We start from the raw sequence: 19600 nt of genomic DNA on the forward strand, positions 1-19600 counted from the left end.
ACTACTCTTTTTCTCAAATCTAGACTGTATGCCATTTTTCGGCTCCGAGTTAACAATTTTTCTTGATTTTACATCATCTTGCATTTGTCTCACATTTATTTGAAATGACTATACACGTAGTAGCCCGGTGTATTTATCATATTATATCCGCTCGAACGAGTCCCATCAAATAGGTTATTTGACCGGAAAGGATATTGCACGCATAAGATTGCACTTTCGCACTTTTAATGCTTTTAACTTGTGCTTGATAGAATTACCCACTCCCCTTTTTTTTCGGAGTTTTTGGAGGGCTGACATAGCGCGCCCAAAAAGGTTCCTCCATATCTTTCATCGCTGCTAGTTTTTGGCGCTCTTCCTCTATGCGCTTGCGTTCTGAAAGATCAGAAAATATGTTGATACTGCCGACAGTCTGGCCGCCCGCATCTCGCACCCGTGCGGCCCAAAGCCAAACATCGATCGAACTACCGTTTTTTTTCAACAAAGATATTTCCAAACCGTTTTGCGGTTTGCCATTAGACGCAGACTTTAGCAGCGCGTAAAAATCTTGCTTTTGGCCTTCAGGAATATTCGGTAAAGGTTTCCCTAAAACCTCAGCCGCAGTCCAGCCAAAAAGTTGTTCGGCGGCGCGGTTCCAAACAACGGTATTGCCGTCATTGCTGGTACAGTTAATCGCCAGCGGCGCCGATGCTATCTGGGCTTGCAAAACTTGGTTAACGAGTTGCAGTTTCAATTCTACTTGCTTGCGATCGGTAATTTCCTGACAAGCGCCCCACAAACGGACAACCCGTTCAGCAGTTTTGTCCCACACCACTTGCCAGTAGTCCTGCACCCAGCGCACCTCGCCTTTTTGATTAATAATGCGATACTCATTAGCTCCAGTGCGACTGAAAGTACAGCCTTCTAATTGTTTAATTAACATTTCCCTGTCGTCGGGATGAACGAGTTCGGAGTTCCACCAACCAAACGATTCTAATTCTTCAGGAACGCAACCAGTGCAGCGCTCAAAAGCTTCTGTCACCCACTCGCAGGCGAACTTGCCGTCGGGCAGTCCCTTAAAAGAATAGGCAAAATCCGAAGTAATTTGCGACATAACTCTGTAGTGGAGTTCCGACTCTCGGACTGCGATTTCGGCTTGCTTTCGTTCCCCTATTTCCCGCGAATTAATTATAATTCCCTGCACGCTAGAATCGTACAGCAAACTGTTACCTATTGACTCCATGTAGATCCAAGAACCGTCAGCGTGGCGTTTCCGATATTCGATTGCCCCCCCAATTCCGGGAGATTCTAACAACTTACCAAAATACGTCTGCCAAGCCAGCAAATCGTCTGGATGGATTAACTCGCCGTGAAATTTGCCAATTCTATCTTCTGGGTTGTAACCCAAAAGTCGCTGTAGAGATCCGCTGTGGTATCTAACTCGCCCGTCGGAGCCGACAATGCTAATTAGATCTGGAGAATTCCGCAGCATAGCTTGCAGTTTGGCTTCACTTTTAGTTAATGCTTGAGTGTCCCTGCGATGCTGGCTGATTTGTTTTTCCAACTGCTCCCGTAGCTGTCTGATTTGCCCTACTTGCTGGGCTACAGTGCGTTCCAATAGGCGATTATTTTTTTCAATTTCCACCAGCTTTGCCGCGTTATTTGTTGCACTTTCAAACAAGCGACTGCCTGCAATTTCCTGTAGAGAAGTTGATAAATCTTCCAAAATTTTTGTGAAAATTTCCTGTTGCGCGTGTGGCAATTCCCTAGCTTGTTCCTGCAATGTTTCTAAGTGTTTGTAGACAGTTTCTAGCATTTTATTAAGGGGGGAATCTAATAGTTGCCTGCGGGTGCAACCCCTAAAAAGCGGACACAAGTTTTTTCAACATAACCCATAACTAAGACTGGTGTCTGGCGATCGACCCATCGCGCTCTCAATAACCAGGCATTTTGGGACTTTCTCTTCAAATCATAGCAACCGATAGAGAAAGTAAATTCTTGTTGCGCCCTAATTGCCAGCCCAGCAGCACCCCCAAAAAGTGCTCGCCAGGAGTGCGGGTAACTCCCCTACCCAGTGAATGTGGGGCTTCTCGCGGTTAAGCTAAACTAGATGGGTGTCAAGAGAAAGAGGGATTTATGACAGAGCAAGCCAACGCTCGCGATTTGTTTCGCGCTGCTTACGAACACCGCTATACCTGGGATGCCAATTTTCCCGGTTACAGTGCCGATATTGAACTCAAACAGGGCGAGGAAGTATATACGGGTCATGTTTCCATCAAACCCGACATGAGCGTGGAAGTCAGCGGCATTGAAGATGAGGAAGTGCAGCAAAGCGTCTACACCCAAATGCGCGATATTGTCACGCACCGCAAACGCTCGACATTTGAAAAATCTCACGGCAAAAATAGCTTCACCCTGGGCGAGAAGGACAGCACCGACGCTGTGGACATCTTGGTACAAGGCGACTCAATGGGATCGAATTATAAAATCCGAGGTCTCTCAATTTGTCAAGTCAGCCGGGTGATGGGCCGCATGGCTTTCGTAATTGACACGCACAAAAGCTTAGAGACACCCGAAGGTTCTTTGGCCACTCACTACGATGCCGTTTTCCGCAACCCCCAAACAGACGAAATCATCAAAGAACTCGAATTTGAAGATACCTTTGACAAGATAGGCGACTATTATGTCATGACCAAGCAAGTAGTTCGAGCAAAAGAAAAAGGTCAACTGACAACAACCGAGTTCAACTACTCTAACGTCAAACTGCTAGAACCAGCAGTAGTGTAGTGCGATCGAAAACCCAATTTCTTAAATAAAACGGGTTTTTTTGGATAACGTATCAGAATCAACTTGATTTGGCAGCAAGTAACGCTACGATCGAACGAGAGAGCGAACTCAGATCGAGCATCAGCGTGACAGAAACCGGGTTTCCTGCAGCGGGCTCACCTGAGTGCCTAAGTCTTTTATCAAAAACCCCGGTTTCTTAAATCCCGCGCGGGTTGAGAATGCTGTCCTTGAGTCAAATCGAACTTTCAACAACTGCAAGAAATCATCACAGAGGCGAAATATGACACTAGCACTAACCAGAGATAACGTCGAAACAGTTCTCGATGAAATGCGCCCCTACCTGATATCCGACGGTGGCAACGTCGAACTCGTAGAAATTGACGGCCCAGTGGTACACCTGAGACTGCAAGGAGCTTGTGGCTCTTGCCCGAGTTCCACAATGACTCTGAGAATGGGCATTGAACGTCGCCTGCGCGAGGCTATCCCAGAAATTGCCGAAGTCGAACAGGTAATGTAATTAGTCAGTTGGTAGTTGGCAGTTGGCAATTGGTAGTTGACTGTTGACGGTTGACAGTTGCCAATTACCAGTTGACTGTTGCCAATTACCCAATTTAATTACCAATTACCAATTACCAATTACCCAATTTAATTACCAATTACCAATTACCAATTACCAATTACTAAATTCAATGTCTCACCCCCTTTATGTAGCCTTCATTTGGCACCAACACCAACCGCTCTACAAATCCAGAGTATCAGCTAGCGCAGGAACAGCCCAGTACCGACTGCCTTGGGTGCGCTTGCACGGAGTCAAAGACTACTTGGATTTAGTGCTAATGCTGGCAAAATATCCCAAGCTTCATCAAACCGTAAACTTGGTTCCCTCCTTGATTTTGCAGATAGAAGACTGCATCGCAGACAGAGCATTAGACCCTTACTTGGCGGTGACATTAAAGCCAGCAGAAACTTTAAATATCGAAGAACAAGAGTTCATTTTAGAACACTTCTTTGACGCCAATTACCATACCCTGATTCAGCCGCACCCCCGCTACGCTCAACTCTACACTCAGCGGCAGGAAAAAGGCATTCAGTGGTGTTTGGCAAACTGGAAAGTCCAGGATTTTAGCGACTTGCTGGCATGGCACAATTTAGCTTGGATTGACCCGCTGTTTTGGGACGACCCCGAGATTGCAGGGTGGCTGAAACAAGGACAAAATTTTAGTTTGGTAGACAGAAAAAACATCTACTCAAAACAAAAAGAAATCCTCGCTCGCATCATTCCCCAGCACCGTAAAATGCAAGCTGAGGGACAGTTGGAAGTCTCCACAACCCCCTACACACACCCGATTTTACCGCTGCTTGCCGACACTAATGGCGGCCGCATAGCTATTCCAAATATGACGCTGCCACAACACCGGTTTCAGTGGGAAGAAGATATTCCCCGACACCTGAGAAAAGCCTGGGAAATGTATGAAGACCGGTTTGAGTGCCAACCGCGCGGTTTGTGGCCGTCGGAACAAGCAGTCAGCCCGGAAATTTTGCCCTACATTGCCAAACAAGGCTTTAAATGGATCGTCTCGGACGAAGCAGTATTGGGGTGGACAATTAAACACTTTTTCCACCGCGACGCGACAGGGAATGTCTACGAACCAGAATTCTTATATCGCCCTTACCGTTTAGAAACTCCTGACGGCGATTTAGCCATAGTATTTAGAGACCACAGATTGTCCGACTTGATCGGGTTTACCTACGGTTCGATGGAACCGGAAAAAGCAGCATCAGATTTAGTGGGACACTTAGAAGCGATCGGCAGAACTCTCAAAAACCGACAGTCCGACGGCCAAACAGCTTTAGAAAATCCCTGGTTAGTTACGATCGCCCTCGACGGCGAAAATTGCTGGGAATTCTATCCCCAAGACGGCAAACCGTTCTTAGAATCCCTCTATCAAACTCTCAGCGACAATCCAGATATCAAATTAGTCACAGTCTCAGAATTTCTCGACAAATTCCCAGCAACCGAAACAATTCCCGCAGCCCAACTGCACACCGGTTCCTGGGTGGACGGTTCTCTGACAACTTGGATCGGCGATCCCGCGAAAAATCGGGCTTGGGACTTGTTAGGGCCCGCGAGACAAATGCTGGCAAACCATCCAGAGGCCACAGAAGAAAGCAACCCAGAAGCTTGGGAAGCGCTGTATGCGGCCGAAGGTTCCGACTGGTTCTGGTGGTTTGGCGAAGGCCACACGTCGAACCAAGATGCCATGTTCGACCAGCTATTTCGGGAACACGTAGCGGGAATTTACGAAGCTCTCGGCGAGCCCGTACCCCCGGAAGTGCGACGGCAAGTAGAGGTGCACGAGGTTCAAGGCGACCACCTGCCGCTGAGCTTTATTCACCCGGTGATTGACGGCATCGGCAACGAACAGGATTGGGACAAAGCCGGCCGGATTGAAGTTGGGGGAGCAAGGGGTACGATGCACCGGAGTTCGGCAATTCAGCGCCTTTGGTACGGGGTTGACCACTTGAATTTTTACATTCGTGCCGACTTCAAGGTAGGGGTGCGGCCGGGAATTGATTGCCCGCAGCAGTTAAATTTGTTCTGGTTTTATCCCGATCGCACGATGCACAACAGTCTGATTCCGCTGTCGGGTTTGCCTGACGAAGCACCGCTAAACTATCGGTACCACCATCAGTTAGAGATTAATTTGCTGACGAAATCGATTTGGTTTCAGGAAGCAGAAGAGGGCGATCAGTGGCAGCCCCGCATTAGCCGCGCTCAAGTGGGAGTGGATAAATGTTTGGAGGTAGCAGTGCCCTGGGCGGATTTGCAGATTATGCCCGACTGGCAGGTGAGGCTGATTGCAGTTTTATCGGAAGGGGAGCGTTACTCTACTTGTATGCCGGAAGATGCTTTGATTGCGATCGGAATGCCGTAAAAAGTCATTAGTCATTAGGCTGTAGGGGCGGGTTGCACCAGCTTTCATAGAACTGCCAACCCAAATAAATATAAACCCGCCCCCTCAATTAGTCATTAGTCATTAGTCATTTTTTGAACCAACAAACAATTAAATAATTATCAAATTATATTAAAGTGGGGCTTCAACTCTGGCTGCCTAATGCCTCGATAGAAACGATCGCGTCCCGTCGATCTAAGGCTATAAAATTTATTTGTAGTGAGGTCTTAATTTCTCCTCTAAAAGAGGACTTAAGTCCTGACTACCAAACATATAATAATAGTTAAGTTACCAGACATCATATCATTAGTCATGGGGAAATCAACAAACTAATGAGCCGCATTTTACTCTTGGTCGATCGCCACCAACAACTTAATTTGCCGATCGCCCACCTCAACACCGAGCATGAGGTGATCGTACTCGATCGCGCTTTAGATCCCAACTCTGAATTTCCCTTTCCCCAAATCGCTTTTGACTTGTGCATTCTCGACGAGGCAAATTTCGATCGCATCGGGCCGCTGGTAGAATCATTAAAAACTGCTGCCGAGCCAATATTTTTACCGTTCTTGCTTGTTAGTAAATCCCAAACGCCTGCTCTTTTTGAGCAGCCATTTTCGCAGCAGGTAAAACCACTCGATCACAGAATAGACGATTTGATAGTAAGTCCCGTCGAACCAGTCCAACTGCACTTGCGGGTAGAGAATTTGTTGGCCCGCAGGCGGCAGTCGCTAGAAATCCACAGACTTCAGGAAGTAATTAAAGAACAGACTTTTACAGAAAGTTTGTTAAAGGACTCGCTGCAAACGGCAAACGACAACCTGCAACGGGAAATCGCCAAGCGGGCGGAGGTAGAAGCTGCACTGCGAGAAAACTCCTATCTCGACTTGCTGATGAATGCCATGCCAGATATTGTCTGCTTCAAAGATGGCGAGGGCAGGTGGCAGGAGGCAAATCGAGCGATATTGGAAGTGTTCGAGTTAGAAAAAATAGACTATCGCGGTCTTAAAGATTCTCAGCTAGGAGAACTCAGCATTTTTTACCGCGAGGCCCTACAGGCGTGCGAGGTCAGCGATAGAGAAGCGTGGGAAAAAGGTGAGCTTTCTAGGGGAGAAGAAGTGATTCCCCGCTCAAACGGTACTGTGAAAATCTACGACGTGATTAAAGTACCCGTATTTCATCCCGACGGCAGACGCAAAAGTATAGTAATTTTGGGTCGGGACATTACCGAACACAAGCAAACTAGAGACGAACTCGTGCGCTTGGCGTCGATTGTCGAGTCTTCCGACGACGGCATCGTCGGCAAAACCCTCGCCGGGACAATTCAGAGCTGGAACGCAGGAGCAGAGAAGATTTACGGCTACTGTGCCGCAGAAATCAAGGGCCAGTCGATCGAGATTTTAGCCATACCCGAACGCCCCAAGGAAATGCCCCAAATTCTGGAAAATATTAGGGCTGGAGCCAGTATCGACCATTACGAAACCGTGCACTTGCGGAAAGACGGTCAACAGATAGATGTGTCCCTGACGATTTCTCCGATTAAAGACGCCACTGGAGCGGTAACGGGGGTTTCGACCATCTCTCGCGACATCAGCGACAGCAAGCGAGTCGAAAAAGCCTTTGAACAACTCCGCCACCAAACAGAAATGATTTTGTTCTCCGCAGGAGAAGGAATTTGCGGGTTGAACAAAGAGGGAAAAGTAACTTTTGTCAATCCTGCGGCGGTGAGAATGGCTGGGTGTGAATCGAAGCAATTGATCGATCGACCACTCTATGAAAGCTTACACCGTGCACAGGAAGAATGCTCAAGGGCGATCCAGCAACTCTCATCTGCAACAGACATCAATTCAGGCTCTGAACTTGTCCCACACTGCGCCGCACCGCAGGCGGGCAAACTGCTGCCGAACCGGGTAAGTTCTCAAATTTTAGCCACCTTGGAAGACGGAGAGGCGCGGCGCGTCACCGATGAGATTTTTTGGCGGCGAGACGGCAGCAGTTTTCCGGTTGAGTACGTTGTCGCTCCGATGCGAGAAGAAGGCGAAATTATTGGAGCTGTGGTGACTTTTAAGGATATCACCGATCGGCTTGCCGTCGAGCGCATGAAAGATGAATTCATCTCTGTTGTCAGCCACGAACTGCGGACGCCCATGACCTCGATTCACGGCGCCCTGGGCCTCCTCAACAGCGGTCTGCTTGACGCTTACCCCCAGAAAGCTAAGCGGATGCTGGAGATTGCTGTCACTAACACTGACCGTTTGGTGCGCTTGGTCAATGACATCCTAGATTTAGAGCGGATGGAGTCGAGTTACAGCACTGCTATCAAACAAACTTGCAATGTGGCTGAGCTGATGTTGCAGGCGGCTGACGAGATGCAGGGAATGGCTCAGCAGGCGGGCATTACTCTGTCGGTGAAGCCTGTGGGGGCGCAATTGCAAGCTGTTCCCGATCGGCTAATTCAAGCCTTGACAAATTTACTGAGTAATGCTATAAAATTTTCTCCCTCCGGCGCTACGGTTTGGCTGAGCGGGGAGTTGACCCACAATTCGGATTTGGCAGAAAAAGCAGCGCACAAGTCGGTGTCGTCTCCGTCTTTGTTGTCTCCTGAGCCTGCCACCGCGCCTCCGCACTTGCCAGTTCCGAGCTCGTGGTACATCGTGATTGCTGTGAAAGACCAAGGGCGGGGTATTCCGCCAGACAAACTGGAGATGGTCTTTGAACGCTTTCAACAGGTTGATGCTTCTGATTCTCGCCAGAAGGGAGGTACTGGTTTGGGGCTGGCTATTTGTCGCAGTATTGTGCAGCAGCACGGGGGGCGGATGTGGGTGGAGAGCGTTTTGGGGGAGGGCAGCACTTTTTTCTTAAGTCTGCCACTTCTGAGGGAGGGGCTTGCAACTGAAAGTTAATTTCTACTTAGGTGTACCCAAAGTTACTGATTTTGTGCAGATTGTTTGTCGATGACTAGATCAAACAATCTCAGCCTTTTCTGCCGTTTGGGGACAGCAGGCAAAAAGCACGATTTGAGGTCGAAAAGCGGCTTTTTGTGGGTGGGATATTTTACAGCAACCGCGCCAGACGGTTAGGACGTTCTTAGTTGAAACCCTGCCGGTCGATGGCAACTTCGCTCTTTTTTGTTCATTCTTTCTTCAACATCTGCTATACAGTTTTAAAAATTTACTGTAAAGTCCGATCGGGTAAGAAAATTTGCTTTACAAAATATTCACATTTCGCCTCTAATCTGTGATCAGTTCTCATTTCTAAAAAAATGTTAATTTTGACTGCCAAGCGCATCTTGGTTATTGACGATGCGGAAGATATTCGGGAAGTAGCTCAAGTCAGTCTTGAGGTGGTGGGGGGCTGGGAAGTCCTGACAGCGAGTTCCGGCCGCGAGGGTGTTGCTAAGGCTCTTGCCGAACAGCCTGATGCTATTCTATTGGACGTGATGATGCCCGACCAAGACGGGCCTACTACTTTTCTACAGTTACAAGCTAATAAGGCTACGCAGCACATTCCGGTAATTTTATTGACAGCTAAGGCTCTGGCTGGGGACAGGCGGATGTTCGCGGATTTGGGGGTGGTGAGCGTGATTGCTAAGCCTTTTGAACCGATGTTTTTGGCGGCTCAGGTCGCTGAGGCTTTGGGCTGGGAGCAAGAATAGATCGATCGCGCGCCTTGAATTATGCAGCTTTTCAAGCAGTAGTTTTGCAGGCAAAGAGAGTTAAAAAAACTTGGTTTCTTTGGTATGGTTCCTTAGATCGAATCAGGGCGATCGGACAGGATATATGTAGCGACTTAGACGCCGTGCCTTTCGTCCTGTCAGCTTAAGACTAAAAGCCTCAGTCCGGTATCAATTTCAACCCTGTCGGTCTTGGGGTGAAATTGATACCAATTAGGGATGCCTAAATTCCTGTTGGTAGTGCGTTCATTTAACCTAATTCGGCCTCAGCCATGAACTGAATATTCCTGTGGATTTCTCGGACAAATATAAGCTGGCAGGATTATTTTACTTTTTGTAACAACTCACTCGTCTTCATAAGTTCTTCAGGTTTTAGTTTTAAGTTTAAGCACATGGTCAGGGATCGCTCCTGACTGTTGGCAGACACATTGGGAGAAGACGACTATGCCCTCAGCTTACATTTTGCTACTAATAGTTTCTCTGGCAGCAGTCTGGGTTTACTGGCAAACCTCCCAAGATATTTTTGTTCTTGTGGCTTGGGCTGGGCTGGGTTGTTTTATTTGGGGTTTCTCTTGGGCTCCTTGGAGCGTTCAGCTTTTGATTGTGGTGTTACTGTTGGGCCTCCAAAAGTGCTACTTGCGCGACGCTCAAAGCTGTGAGTGAAAGAGATTTTTTATTTTTGTGCCTGGAATCGAGATGTGCAGGCATTTGTGAATCTCTGTAATGACTTGGTTATCGCTTCATATCTTCAAAAAAGGTTTAAAATATCATGAATAGTTGCCCTTGTTGCTCCTCTAAATTGCTCCGCCACGCTCGCCACAATCGCGTTTATTGGTTCTGCTCGCACTGCTGGCAGGAAATGCCGGATCTGTCGGAGATGATTTTACTTAACGGGGGGCGGACTCACAAACGCGACGGTTTGGTGAAACATCCGGCTTTGACTCCTAAATTGAGGATTTTTGAGTCTGTAGAAATTGCTTAGTTTGCTGGAGTTAGTCTCGCGATAAATATTGAGACGGAAAAGATTTTTGATGGTGCCATTTGTTGGATTTTTTGATTAAAAATGCAAAAGCCCCCTCCGTGTGAAGTGAAGGGGACTTATTAGCGGGGGGGCTTTTGCACTTGTGATGGGGTCGATCGTCTGAATTTCAGCTATTGTATGCAGCAGAAGAGCTGATTACATCAAACCGATTTGAGAGAGAATGCCTTGACCGGTGAGGAATTCGGTAGCTAAACCGATAACGAAGCCCAACATTGCCAAACGGCCGTTCCAGGTTTCAGCAAACTCAGTGAAGCCAACTTTTGCGTCTTTGTTTTCCATGACCAGAAACCTCGTTTAATTTCAACCTTATGTAACTAAACTTAACACAGCAGTACAAAGTTTGCAACATATTTTTACATTTACTGTTTAAATGCCGGAGATAAGCGGGAGAGGCCTGCAGGGAGAGGGGCTCGCGGGGCGATCAGGGGAAGGGGGAGAGAAACCGGGTTTCTGAGGTCAGGGCGCGTGGGTCGAAGGAGGTCAGAAAAATAATTTTTAGTTAACATAAAATAGCAAAAATCTAGTGACACTCCCCCTGGGGTGCCCGGGAAGAGCAAACCCTAATTGTTTTGCACACAGCATAATTCCGGGGCACCATGCAATCTGAATCTATTAGATGCGAAGGTATTTCACAAAAATACTCATCACCTCACCACTTTTAGCAGTTGGTAGCAGGGGACTCCAGACACCAACCTCAGCGTACCCGCGCGCGTGGAGTAGGTAAATTGTACTCCTGACAGCTTGGGGAGAACCTATCAGCAGATGTTTGAGGGGTTCTTTCTCAGGATTTGCTGCGTCGGGAGTTAGCAGGGAGGCGGGAAGTTGAATGGCGTCGCTGCTGGAATTCGATAAAAAACTCTGTGTCACAGTGATTAAAGGCTTTTGCTAGTTGAGTGCTACATCCAAAAAATACAACACCCAGCCCGCTTGACACCACCAATTTAGTGTAAATATTCCCCTATTTTCTTAGATTTGTTTTTGATTCGTTCTAGTACCTCCTCCAAAAAATCTTCATTTTTGCCAGCAACCTCTATCATCTCTCGCAGCGTGTCAGCGTATGACAAGGTACGCTTGTGGTGGTCTGGCATTTTTTCAAAACTCGGCCCCCACCGCTTGACGGCATCAATATTAACGCCTAAAACCTTTACCAGAAGCAGGTTGCAACGCGCTTTGTAGCCTCTGGCTTTTTCTTCTTCTTGTGTGGCGTGGAACCACCGACGGCAAAAATCCCAAGCTTCCATTGACTCACTCAGCCAGCTAAACCATTTGTCGCGTCGCGACGTTCTGCAAGTTCGCAACATAGGGTAAAAATTACACTGTTTTAGGATTATGGTATCATCCCATTTGGTGTAAAATTTCCCCTAATAGACTATAGCTGAGAATTGAGACTTACCCACAAGTAGCCAGAAACCGGGTTTTTTTGCGAAAATACTTCGCTGCATCCCGCAGATTCGATAAAAAACCCGGTTTCTTTTGTCGGATCGCATAAGTCCCGTTCATAAAATCAAGCTCAAAAAATAAATCAGATTACCCATTGACATTTTAGAATTAATGTGCAAGCATCAAAAAAGTAGTATAGCTGAGATAAACACCCTCATTCAAAAGCAAGGAGTGTTGGTTAAGTCGTCTCAGCGAGGATGATGGGTTTATTTCGGCTGGCACAACATTTGTTTAAATGTGTATATCAACGGGTTTTTAGAACCCCTAGCCGAAGTTTACACATCGTATCGCTGAGACGCTAACCAAACAACTACAAACTAAATTCATAGTTTGTTACTAGAGCCATTTGTTAAATGGGCGAGCTCATTTTTGAGCGAACCCAAAAACAATACTTCGTGCTAGATGGGTAATTTATTGATGCTGTCTGCTCACCCTTTTTTAGGAACGATTCAATGACAGACAATCATCGAACCACAGGCCAACAAAAAAGCCAGTCTCAGCCTTTAGTTTCCATTTATTGGGATCATCAGAACATCCCAGATAAAAAGCTAGCAAACAACTTCTTACTTTTGGGAAATTCATTGGGATATGTAGTCAACAGAAAAGCTTACGACTATTGGGAAAAAGACCACAAGGTTTATCAAGAAAAAAAAAGAACCTTAGTTAATCTTGGCTGGGAATGTGTTAATGTATATCAGACAATCAGAAATGCTGCTGACTTTAGTTTGTTGTTCGACTGTTCTGGTGAAGCAGCAATTAGTCCATATTCACATACATTTATCATTGGGTCTGGAGACGGCTATAACGAAATCTTGATTCCTAAGCTGCAAGACAAGGGTAAAAAGGTGATAATCGTGGCTCGACGAGATAGTGAAAATAAGAATCTGGAAAGGCTCGCCAATGAATTCTACTTTCTGGATGAATTACCGAAGTTGCTTGAAAGCTACAAACTAGCAGCCTAAATGTCCCTGAAATTTACCTCGCCGCAGATAGCAAAAATCTAGTTTATTTGATAAACTAGATTCTCCCAACCTACCGCTATTTGCGGCTCTTTCATGTCCACATAATAACACCAAAGTCCACAAACAATAACCCTTACAAAACTCCCATGCAATTAACTAACCCAACAAAAGAAATACAAATGACCATTCCCGAATTCAACAATGAAAAACTGCTGCGCCAAGCACTAACCCATCGTTCCTACGTCAACGAAAACCCCACATTCCGCGAAGAAGACAACGAACGCTTAGAATTTCTCGGCGATGCTTTGCTGACTTTTCTCAGCGGCGAATATCTCTATCAGCGTCATCCCGAAATGGGAGAAGACCAACTGACTCGCCGACGTTCTGCATTAGTAGATGAAAAACAATTAGCCAGATTTGCTACTGAAATAGGTTTAGATTTAAAAATGCGGCTCGGAAAAGGAGCTTATCGAGAAGGTGGGATTACTAATCCAAATTTGCTCAGTAGCACTTTTGAAGCATTTATTGGCGCTTACTATCTCGACACGCAAGACATGGACAAAGTTCGCAGCTTTGTCCAACAAATGTTTGATTCTGTTCCCGAAAATGTTGTAGAAACTCGATCGACTGTAGACTCGAAAAATCGCTTTCAAGAATGGGTACAATCCAATGGTGACACCACTCCCCCCAAATACGTGACAGTCCAAGCAGGAGGCACACCCCACAAGCCGGAATTTCTCGCTAAAGTTTATGTTGCAGAGAAACTCTATGGAGAAGGTAAAGGCAAAAGCAAAAAAGATGCTGAGAAAAATGCGGCTGAAGATGCGCTAGCAAAGCTGAAAAAACGCGGACTGATCTAAACTTGAAAACATTGGTAAAAACTACTAGCTTTTTTGTGGGATTCTGGCGTTGGCGTTAGCGAAGCGATCCGAAGGAAAGCCCTCGAAGACGATCGCCAGAATTGATGGCCAGAGCGCACAATCGGCTATAATCAGGACTTGTGCAAGTGTTACCGCCGTCGATCGAGGGTTGCAATGGCAGAAATTCGTTGACGAGTACCCGAGTGTCGATCGTAATTTTGGGAAATATCAGAGCAATTCATGTCTACTCACAACCCGACTACCCTAACTGTTGAAGAAGCACAGCAAATCCTCAAAGATTTCACTTGTCTGGATATGCAATCTGTAGCATCGCCGCTGGAAAAACAGGCACTCCGTCAAGCGATTTTGCTGGTAGCAAGTTTGTCGGATTATCAAATGTTGGGAGTGTGCGCTTCTTCGACGGATGAGGGGTTTTTAGCTTTAGAAGCTTATTTAAAAGCTTTGGGATATCAAGCTGTTTTAGATCCCAATGCTGTCTCGACCTTTGCTGGTTCGGTTTATATTAAGTTCAATACTTTGAAGGGGTCGTATTATGTTGACGGCTATCCCGGAACTTACCGGGGCGTTTTGATTTCTTGTCAATCTTCCTCAGAAGGTGGAGTTAGCGGAACTTACGGTCATTTACCTCTCGATTTATTTGTTGATTAATCGGGAATTGGGCATAGGGCATAGGGCATAGGGTATTGGAACAAAAAACTAACAAAAAACAACAGCTAACAGTCAACTGTCAACAGTCAACTGTCAACAGTCAACTGTCAACAGTCAACTTACCGATTACCAATTAACCCTTACCAACGATCAATTCTGCCTCTGGTGCCGGTGCGGTTTCTTCCGGCGGCAGTCCCAAAATATCGCTGTACAAGTTGACGTATTTCCGGGCCGAAATATCCCAGCTAAAATCTTCTCTCATGCCGCGCTGTTGCAGTTCTCTCCACTTATCTTTGTAGCGGAAACCTTCCCAAGTTCTGATCATGCAGGTGAACAAGTCGAGGGGTTCGTAGCGATCGAAACAGTAACCAGTACCGGTATTGTCGATCGGGTTGTTGTGGGAAACGGTATCGACTAAACCGCCGGTGCGGCGAACCATTGGCACGCACCCGTAGCGTAGGGCGAGCATTTGGCTAATGCCGCAGGGCTCGAAACGGCTGGGCATCAGGAAGCTGTCGCAGCCTGCGTAAACGCGCCGGGAGAGGGCCTCGTTGTAAAGTAGTTGGGTGGACATCCGACCGGGATACCGGGCTGTCATTTGCCAGAGTTGGGTTTCGTAGTAGCGATCGCCCGTTCCGAGTACAATAAATTGAGCGTCGGTATAGGCCATGAACAGATCGAGCATTTGAATTATTAAATCCAATCCCTTCTGTTCTACCAGCCGCGTCACCATGCCGATCAAAAAGGCATTTTTATTTACTTCCAAGCCGACTTCTTCTTGCAGCGCAATTTTATTAGCGGGGCGCTTTTCAATAGTATCAACACTAAATTGTTGATGGAGGTACTTGTCAGTTGCTGGGTTGTAAGATTCTGTATCAATTCCGTTCAAAATTCCCGATACTTTACCGCCGATGTAAGACAGCAAACCTTCCAAACTTTCCCCATAAGCTGGGGTTTTGATTTGCTCGGCGTAAGTCGGTGAAACTGTATTTACTCGATCGGCAAACTGTACTGCGGCAGCCATTGTATTGTGACCTTGCATATACCAAGGGCACCAAGTCATCTGCTCCAAACGCCAGCGCCACGGCCCTTGATAAGCTAAATTGTGAATAGTAAAAACCGTGCTGATATCGGGATCTTGGCTCATCCAAACAGGTATCATCCCCGTATGCCAGTCGTGACAGTGGATAATTTGGGGCTTCCAATGATTCCACGCAAATTCAGCAGCAGCATTGGCAAAGAAAGTGAACCTCCAATCTTCATCTAAACCGCCGTAAACGCGGCGTGGCAAGAAAGATGGATGTTGCATTAAGTATAAAGGTACATCGGTTCCCGGCAAAACAGTTTCAAACACCGAGAAGCTTTGAAACATGGCAGCCCCATCCCAAACAGGTTTTTTGGGAACATCCATTTTGTCGGGAACGAAACCGTAGTAGGGCATGAAGATGCGGACATCGTGGCCCATGCGCCGCAGAAATTTCGGCAAAGCGCCGACGACATCGCCCATACCGCCGACTTTGGCGAGGGGTGCTGCTTCGGCGGATACAAATAAAATACGCATTATTTTTTTGTGTTCCTTGAAATTGTTAGTCTAGATTAAGTTTAAATGGCGAGCGACACAATATTAACGCGCCGTCCAAAAACAAGTATAAATCTGAGTTGCTGTAGCGATCGCACTTTACTCAAGAATGCGATCGCCCTTTTTCCATCCGCGTCGCTGTGCGGTGAAAAAAATAGCGATCGCCCGGACTCCCCTCCCGCGACAATTTTCAGGATATAATCAAATTTATATGTCACTTTCTGAATGACGGTCAACATCAAAAATGGTAGGCAGTTTGAGAATTTTTACGCATTAGTAAAACTGAACGCAAAGCCATCAGTAATGTAATTCAAGGAAATAGCGATCGCCTTTTCCATCCCCTCTCAAAAAAAGGGCGATCGCCCGAATCACATATTACGGATAACTCCCGACTAATTCTGAGAATTGTCCTCAAAAGTCTCCTCAAATCCCGCTAGAAAATCATCCAAAGCTTCAGAGGCGATCGCCAAATTAATATTATCAGCCTCTTCCCATCCCCACGTATTCACCCCAACCACTTGACCAGCCATATTAATCAGCGGCCCGCCGGAATTTCCTGGATTAATGGCCGCATCAGTTTGCAACACCTTCACCTCACCAACATCATCTTCTTCATCGTCGCCTTCTTCATATTCCTCTGGTTCGCGAATTGCACTCACGATACCTTGAGTTACAGTTGAAGCAAACTGCCCCAAAGGATTGCCCACAGCAATTACTCTATCTCCCACTTTCACATCAAAAGACAACTCTAGGGGAGGATATTCTTGGGGAGAGTCCACTTGTTCCCCTGTGTTCGGGTCGAAGGTAAAATCGCTAATTAAGAGTAATGCTAAATCTTCTTCGGCATTACCAGTAAACACCACCTCGGCCAATCTCAATTTTCCGTCATGAGTTTCGACTAAAACCTGTTCGATTTCATCTTCTTCATAGAAGTAATCTTCATCGGCAATATCTTCTACAACGTGATAGTTCGTGACAATTATGTCCGGCGATACAAAGAACCCGCTTCCTGAAGAAATCTCTTCTTCTGTATCCCAATCCATGACATAAATTGAAACTAAGGACGGCAAGACTTGCTCGACAACATCCGAAAAACTTCCTGCTTGAGTTTTGAACTCTTTCAATTGCTTCTGCAAAGCTTGTTGGTCTGCCTGCATTTTGCTATAGAGTTGCTGAACCTTTTTCAATTCCAGCTTTAATTGAGTTTCTCTAGCGCTCATAGTGGGCCTTTACCTGAAATAAATTGCTGATTAATTTTGGATGTTTGATTGTAGATTGTGGATGGGGATGTTAAGAATTATAGGACTTACGCAAAAAAACCGGTTTTTACCATAAATCTTGGGCTATACAGCGAGACTTACATCAGAAACCGGGTTGCTTAACACCCGTGCGGAGCGTCCTAAATTAGTCAGATATTTTTGAAATCTATCGCGCAAGTCCTACCTAAAATCCCATCAAAAATCTACAATCAGACTGCTCCTCTACCTGTTTTGCCTAAGCAAACCGCCTGTTATTTTTATTTTACAAAAGGCGATATATCGCGTCTAAAAGCATTGACAAAGAGATGCCACTCGGTTTTAGGAACCACGTTGAACTTGGGCAAATATTTCCTCCAAAATTTCACTAGCTCCCTGTTGGCGCAAGCGGTGAGCGAGGTCAATTCCGATCATTTCAGCAGTCTCTGCAGCGCCGGAAACACTATCTTTGACGAATCGCTTGCCGTCGAGACTCGATACCATTCCGGTTAAGGTTAATTGACCGTTTTCTATTTTGGTATTGACGCCGATCGGCACTTGACAGCCACCTTCTAATTCCCGCAGGAATGCGCGTTCAGCATAACATCTTTGGGCGGTTTCCGAGTGTTCAAGAGCTTTAATCACTGACAGGATTTCTGTGTCTCCGGCGCGGCATTCGATGCCCAAAGCACCTTGTCCGACGGCGTGAAGGGAGATTTCAGCAGGGATAATTTGGTGGATGCGATCGCCCATTCCCAATCTTTCCAATCCCGCAACTGCTAAAATAATCGCGTCGTAACCGCCCTCATCTAATTTAGCGAGTCTCGTATTGAGATTGCCGCGAATATCTTTAAATTCAAAATGAGGGAAATGGTGCCGCAGTTGAGCCAGCCGCCGCAGGGAAGAAGTACCGATTACTGAACCTTCTGGGAGGGTGTCGAGTTGCTTGTCTTTGTGCTTGGAGTGAACTACCAGGGCGTCAGCGGGATTTTCCCGTTCGGTGACGCATCCTAAAATTAAACCTTCGGGCAAATTGGTAGGCAAATCTTTGAGGGAATGAACGGCAAAGTCCGTTTCATGGTTAATCATCCCCGTTTCTAATTCTTTGGTGAAAAGTCCTTTATCGCCAATTTTAGCGAGGGCGACATCAAGAATTATGTCCCCTTGGGTTGACATGGTGTGGACTTCAAAAGTGTGTTCCGGGAAGTGTTTCTGTAGCTGTTCTTGCACCCAGTGGGTTTGCACGAGAGCGAGTTGGCTTTTGCGGGAACCGATGCGAACGGTTCGGGAAGGGGCAGATGTGGTTGGGGACATAATATCGATCGGAGGATAGCTTGAAATCAGCCAATATATTCACCTGATCTAGCGTACCGCAGGTGGGGACTTTAATTGCTGGTTGGGATAATTCGGGCGATAAAAGAGAAATACCAGATTTTGACCGCCAGTTTGAAAAAAGGATGCAACGGTAGGCAAGCTCCAAACCTTTACATAATAAGCTCTGGCCAATCAAAAATCAAAAATGGTATGACGGCCCGTAGCAGTGATTCTTGATGATGTTTCCCATCCAGCATGGGGCGTCGCTGGCATGGGGGCGATCGACATTCCGAAGCAAAGGCTGCCGGCGATGTAAGATTTACCTAGGGTCGAGCCGGATGAACCTGGTTGGCATGAGCAGTTAGCTCAACAGCAGCGAGAAAGAATTAGCTCAAAGGTTGCGGGATTGGGGAGAGAAATGTAGTTGCGAGTGGAAAAGAGCGAGCCAAGTTGCGATCGTACTTATAAAGCCACCAAATAGCTTAGCATCAAAAGTGAATTTGTCAAATTACTAAAATCCTAAAACTATGAAAAGTGCTCTTGACGTAGCTCGTTACTTTTTATCTCGTGTCGATCGAGAAGCAGGCGATACCATTTCTCCTCTTAAACTGCAAAAGCTCGTGTATTATGCACAAGCTTGGAGTTTAGTCTTTAGAAGCCAGCCGCTATTTGATCAAGATATTGAAGCTTGGGTTTCCGGCCCCATTGTCCGCGATGTTTGGGATGAGTACAAAGCTTACAAATATAGCGATATTCCAGCTCCAGATAATTTTGAAGAAGAATTTGATGAAGATGAAATCGAGGTACTCGAAGAAGTTTGGAATGCTTATGGAGAATTAAGTGCTAAACATCTTGCAGAATTGACGCAATCAGAGACACCTTGGCTCAACGCTCGTAAGGGATTAGAACCCGCCGAAACATCAACTAAAATCATCTCCCACGAGGATATGAAATCCTGCTATGCACCTTTGGTGGAGGCGTAAGTGGGGAAAAAAAGTCGTAATTGCTCAACTAGGGGAAAAAAGGGAGCCATCAATAGAGAGAGCTTCTTGAATGGATTGATAAGCAGTTAAACCCTGTCGCTTCCCAGTATTGACAACTGAACGAACGGC

General features: G+C 46.4%; 20 protein-coding genes. 12 read left to right on the plus strand and 8 right to left on the minus strand.

The window, feature by feature from the left end:
- Positions 1 to 253: 253 nt before the first annotated feature.
- On the minus strand, positions 254 to 1792 hold the full coding sequence (locus NDI35_RS28515) for a PAS domain-containing protein (RefSeq protein ID WP_445315652.1): 1539 nt from the start codon (positions 1790 to 1792) through the stop codon (positions 254 to 256).
- A gap of 320 nt (positions 1793 to 2112) precedes the next feature.
- Between NDI35_RS28515 and NDI35_RS28520 the strand changes: the two genes are divergently transcribed.
- The 8 genes from NDI35_RS28520 (at position 2113) to NDI35_RS28555 (ending at position 10369) form a co-directional block, all read left to right on the plus strand.
- Positions 2113 to 2763, plus strand: a complete 651-nt coding sequence (locus NDI35_RS28520; protein WP_445315653.1) for a DUF3386 domain-containing protein — start codon at positions 2113 to 2115, stop codon at positions 2761 to 2763.
- Positions 2764 to 3043: 280 nt separating this feature from the next.
- Complete coding sequence (locus tag NDI35_RS28525; protein ID WP_006632519.1) at positions 3044 to 3280, plus strand: NifU family protein; 237 nt, start codon at positions 3044 to 3046, stop codon at positions 3278 to 3280.
- 172 nt (positions 3281 to 3452) lie between these two features.
- Positions 3453 to 5699 (plus strand): glycoside hydrolase family 57 protein, encoded by a 2247-nt coding sequence (locus NDI35_RS28530; RefSeq protein WP_445315654.1) that lies wholly within the window; start codon positions 3453 to 3455, stop codon positions 5697 to 5699.
- Positions 5700 to 6049: 350 nt separating this feature from the next.
- Complete coding sequence (locus NDI35_RS28535; RefSeq protein ID WP_445315655.1) at positions 6050 to 8617, plus strand: PAS domain-containing sensor histidine kinase; 2568 nt, start codon at positions 6050 to 6052, stop codon at positions 8615 to 8617.
- A 51-nt stretch (positions 8618 to 8668) separates the two neighbouring features.
- Positions 8669 to 8794: a hypothetical protein gene (locus NDI35_RS28540; protein WP_445315656.1), complete on the plus strand. Its 126-nt coding sequence runs from the start codon at positions 8669 to 8671 to the stop codon at positions 8792 to 8794.
- Positions 8795 to 8976: 182 nt separating this feature from the next.
- Entirely contained in the window at positions 8977 to 9369 is a 393-nt protein-coding gene (locus NDI35_RS28545) for a response regulator (protein WP_006632522.1), read from the plus strand.
- 462 nt (positions 9370 to 9831) lie between these two features.
- On the plus strand, positions 9832 to 10050 hold the full coding sequence (locus NDI35_RS28550; RefSeq protein WP_190655558.1) for a hypothetical protein: 219 nt from the start codon (positions 9832 to 9834) through the stop codon (positions 10048 to 10050).
- Positions 10051 to 10156: 106 nt separating this feature from the next.
- On the plus strand, positions 10157 to 10369 hold the full coding sequence (locus NDI35_RS28555; protein WP_445315657.1) for a hypothetical protein: 213 nt from the start codon (positions 10157 to 10159) through the stop codon (positions 10367 to 10369).
- A gap of 195 nt (positions 10370 to 10564) precedes the next feature.
- Here the strand turns inward: NDI35_RS28555 and NDI35_RS28560 are convergent, their stop codons facing one another.
- The 3 genes from NDI35_RS28560 to NDI35_RS28570 form a co-directional block, all read right to left on the minus strand.
- A complete protein-coding gene (locus NDI35_RS28560; protein ID WP_015176459.1) occupies positions 10565 to 10708 on the minus strand; it encodes a CAB/ELIP/HLIP family chlorophyll-binding protein in 144 nt (47 codons plus the stop codon).
- A gap of 333 nt (positions 10709 to 11041) precedes the next feature.
- Entirely contained in the window at positions 11042 to 11296 is a 255-nt protein-coding gene (locus NDI35_RS28565) for a hypothetical protein (protein WP_015176458.1), read from the minus strand.
- 74 nt (positions 11297 to 11370) lie between these two features.
- Entirely contained in the window at positions 11371 to 11730 is a 360-nt protein-coding gene (locus NDI35_RS28570) for a hypothetical protein (protein ID WP_333172864.1), read from the minus strand.
- Between the two features lie 591 nt (positions 11731 to 12321).
- On the opposite strand from NDI35_RS28570, the gene NDI35_RS28575 reads away from it, so the two are divergent.
- The 3 genes from NDI35_RS28575 (at position 12322) to NDI35_RS28585 (ending at position 14360) form a co-directional block, all read left to right on the plus strand.
- Positions 12322 to 12831, plus strand: a complete 510-nt coding sequence (locus NDI35_RS28575) for an NYN domain-containing protein (protein WP_333210882.1) — start codon at positions 12322 to 12324, stop codon at positions 12829 to 12831.
- 146 nt (positions 12832 to 12977) lie between these two features.
- Positions 12978 to 13691: a ribonuclease III gene (rnc, locus tag NDI35_RS28580; RefSeq protein ID WP_445315658.1), complete on the plus strand. Its 714-nt coding sequence runs from the start codon at positions 12978 to 12980 to the stop codon at positions 13689 to 13691.
- A 240-nt stretch (positions 13692 to 13931) separates the two neighbouring features.
- Complete coding sequence (locus tag NDI35_RS28585; protein WP_445315659.1) at positions 13932 to 14360, plus strand: DUF1824 family protein; 429 nt, start codon at positions 13932 to 13934, stop codon at positions 14358 to 14360.
- A 133-nt stretch (positions 14361 to 14493) separates the two neighbouring features.
- Here the strand turns inward: NDI35_RS28585 and glgA are convergent, their stop codons facing one another.
- The 4 genes from glgA to hemC form a co-directional block, all read right to left on the minus strand.
- The gene (gene glgA / locus NDI35_RS28590) at positions 14494 to 15921 is read right to left on the minus strand and encodes a glycogen synthase GlgA (protein ID WP_445315660.1); all 1428 of its coding nucleotides are present in this window, start codon (positions 15919 to 15921) and stop codon (positions 14494 to 14496) included.
- A 41-nt stretch (positions 15922 to 15962) separates the two neighbouring features.
- A complete protein-coding gene (locus NDI35_RS28595; protein WP_445315661.1) occupies positions 15963 to 16178 on the minus strand; it encodes a hypothetical protein in 216 nt (71 codons plus the stop codon).
- 153 nt (positions 16179 to 16331) lie between these two features.
- The gene (locus NDI35_RS28600; RefSeq protein WP_445315662.1) at positions 16332 to 17159 is read right to left on the minus strand and encodes a S1C family serine protease; all 828 of its coding nucleotides are present in this window, start codon (positions 17157 to 17159) and stop codon (positions 16332 to 16334) included.
- 357 nt (positions 17160 to 17516) lie between these two features.
- On the minus strand, positions 17517 to 18488 hold the full coding sequence (hemC, locus tag NDI35_RS28605; RefSeq protein ID WP_445315663.1) for a hydroxymethylbilane synthase: 972 nt from the start codon (positions 18486 to 18488) through the stop codon (positions 17517 to 17519).
- Positions 18489 to 19015: 527 nt separating this feature from the next.
- Here hemC and NDI35_RS28610 point away from each other — a divergent pair.
- Positions 19016 to 19471 (plus strand): Panacea domain-containing protein, encoded by a 456-nt coding sequence (locus NDI35_RS28610; RefSeq protein ID WP_445315664.1) that lies wholly within the window; start codon positions 19016 to 19018, stop codon positions 19469 to 19471.
- The last annotated feature ends 129 nt before the right edge of the window (positions 19472 to 19600 follow it).

The sequence above is a fragment of the Microcoleus vaginatus FACHB-2002 genome (genome assembly GCF_040004035.1).
Taxonomy (GTDB): domain Bacteria; phylum Cyanobacteriota; class Cyanobacteriia; order Cyanobacteriales; family Microcoleaceae; genus Microcoleus; species Microcoleus vaginatus_C.

What these genes read in the sequence shown, in the direction of transcription:
- NDI35_RS28610 (WP_445315664.1), top strand. Translation starts at nt 19,016, where the DNA reads ATGAAAAGTGCTCTTGACGTAGCTCGTTACTTTTTATCTCGTGTCGAT.
- NDI35_RS28530 (WP_445315654.1), top strand. Translation starts at nt 3,453, where the DNA reads ATGTCTCACCCCCTTTATGTAGCCTTCATTTGGCACCAACACCAACCG.
- NDI35_RS28575 (WP_333210882.1), top strand. Translation starts at nt 12,322, where the DNA reads ATGACAGACAATCATCGAACCACAGGCCAACAAAAAAGCCAGTCTCAG.
- NDI35_RS28525 (WP_006632519.1), top strand. Translation starts at nt 3,044, where the DNA reads ATGACACTAGCACTAACCAGAGATAACGTCGAAACAGTTCTCGATGAA.
- NDI35_RS28595 (WP_445315661.1), bottom strand. Translation starts at nt 16,178, where the DNA reads ATGTTGACCGTCATTCAGAAAGTGACATATAAATTTGATTATATCCTG.
- NDI35_RS28570 (WP_333172864.1), bottom strand. Translation starts at nt 11,730, where the DNA reads ATGTTGCGAACTTGCAGAACGTCGCGACGCGACAAATGGTTTAGCTGG.
- NDI35_RS28520 (WP_445315653.1), top strand. Translation starts at nt 2,113, where the DNA reads ATGACAGAGCAAGCCAACGCTCGCGATTTGTTTCGCGCTGCTTACGAA.
- glgA (WP_445315660.1), bottom strand. Translation starts at nt 15,921, where the DNA reads ATGCGTATTTTATTTGTATCCGCCGAAGCAGCACCCCTCGCCAAAGTC.
- hemC (WP_445315663.1), bottom strand. Translation starts at nt 18,488, where the DNA reads ATGTCCCCAACCACATCTGCCCCTTCCCGAACCGTTCGCATCGGTTCC.
- NDI35_RS28560 (WP_015176459.1), bottom strand. Translation starts at nt 10,708, where the DNA reads ATGGAAAACAAAGACGCAAAAGTTGGCTTCACTGAGTTTGCTGAAACC.
- NDI35_RS28540 (WP_445315656.1), top strand. Translation starts at nt 8,669, where the DNA reads ATGACTAGATCAAACAATCTCAGCCTTTTCTGCCGTTTGGGGACAGCA.
- NDI35_RS28545 (WP_006632522.1), top strand. Translation starts at nt 8,977, where the DNA reads ATGTTAATTTTGACTGCCAAGCGCATCTTGGTTATTGACGATGCGGAA.
- rnc (WP_445315658.1), top strand. Translation starts at nt 12,978, where the DNA reads ATGCAATTAACTAACCCAACAAAAGAAATACAAATGACCATTCCCGAA.
- NDI35_RS28600 (WP_445315662.1), bottom strand. Translation starts at nt 17,159, where the DNA reads ATGAGCGCTAGAGAAACTCAATTAAAGCTGGAATTGAAAAAGGTTCAG.
- NDI35_RS28555 (WP_445315657.1), top strand. Translation starts at nt 10,157, where the DNA reads ATGAATAGTTGCCCTTGTTGCTCCTCTAAATTGCTCCGCCACGCTCGC.
- NDI35_RS28550 (WP_190655558.1), top strand. Translation starts at nt 9,832, where the DNA reads ATGCCCTCAGCTTACATTTTGCTACTAATAGTTTCTCTGGCAGCAGTC.
- NDI35_RS28585 (WP_445315659.1), top strand. Translation starts at nt 13,932, where the DNA reads ATGTCTACTCACAACCCGACTACCCTAACTGTTGAAGAAGCACAGCAA.
- NDI35_RS28535 (WP_445315655.1), top strand. Translation starts at nt 6,050, where the DNA reads ATGAGCCGCATTTTACTCTTGGTCGATCGCCACCAACAACTTAATTTG.
- NDI35_RS28515 (WP_445315652.1), bottom strand. Translation starts at nt 1,792, where the DNA reads ATGCTAGAAACTGTCTACAAACACTTAGAAACATTGCAGGAACAAGCT.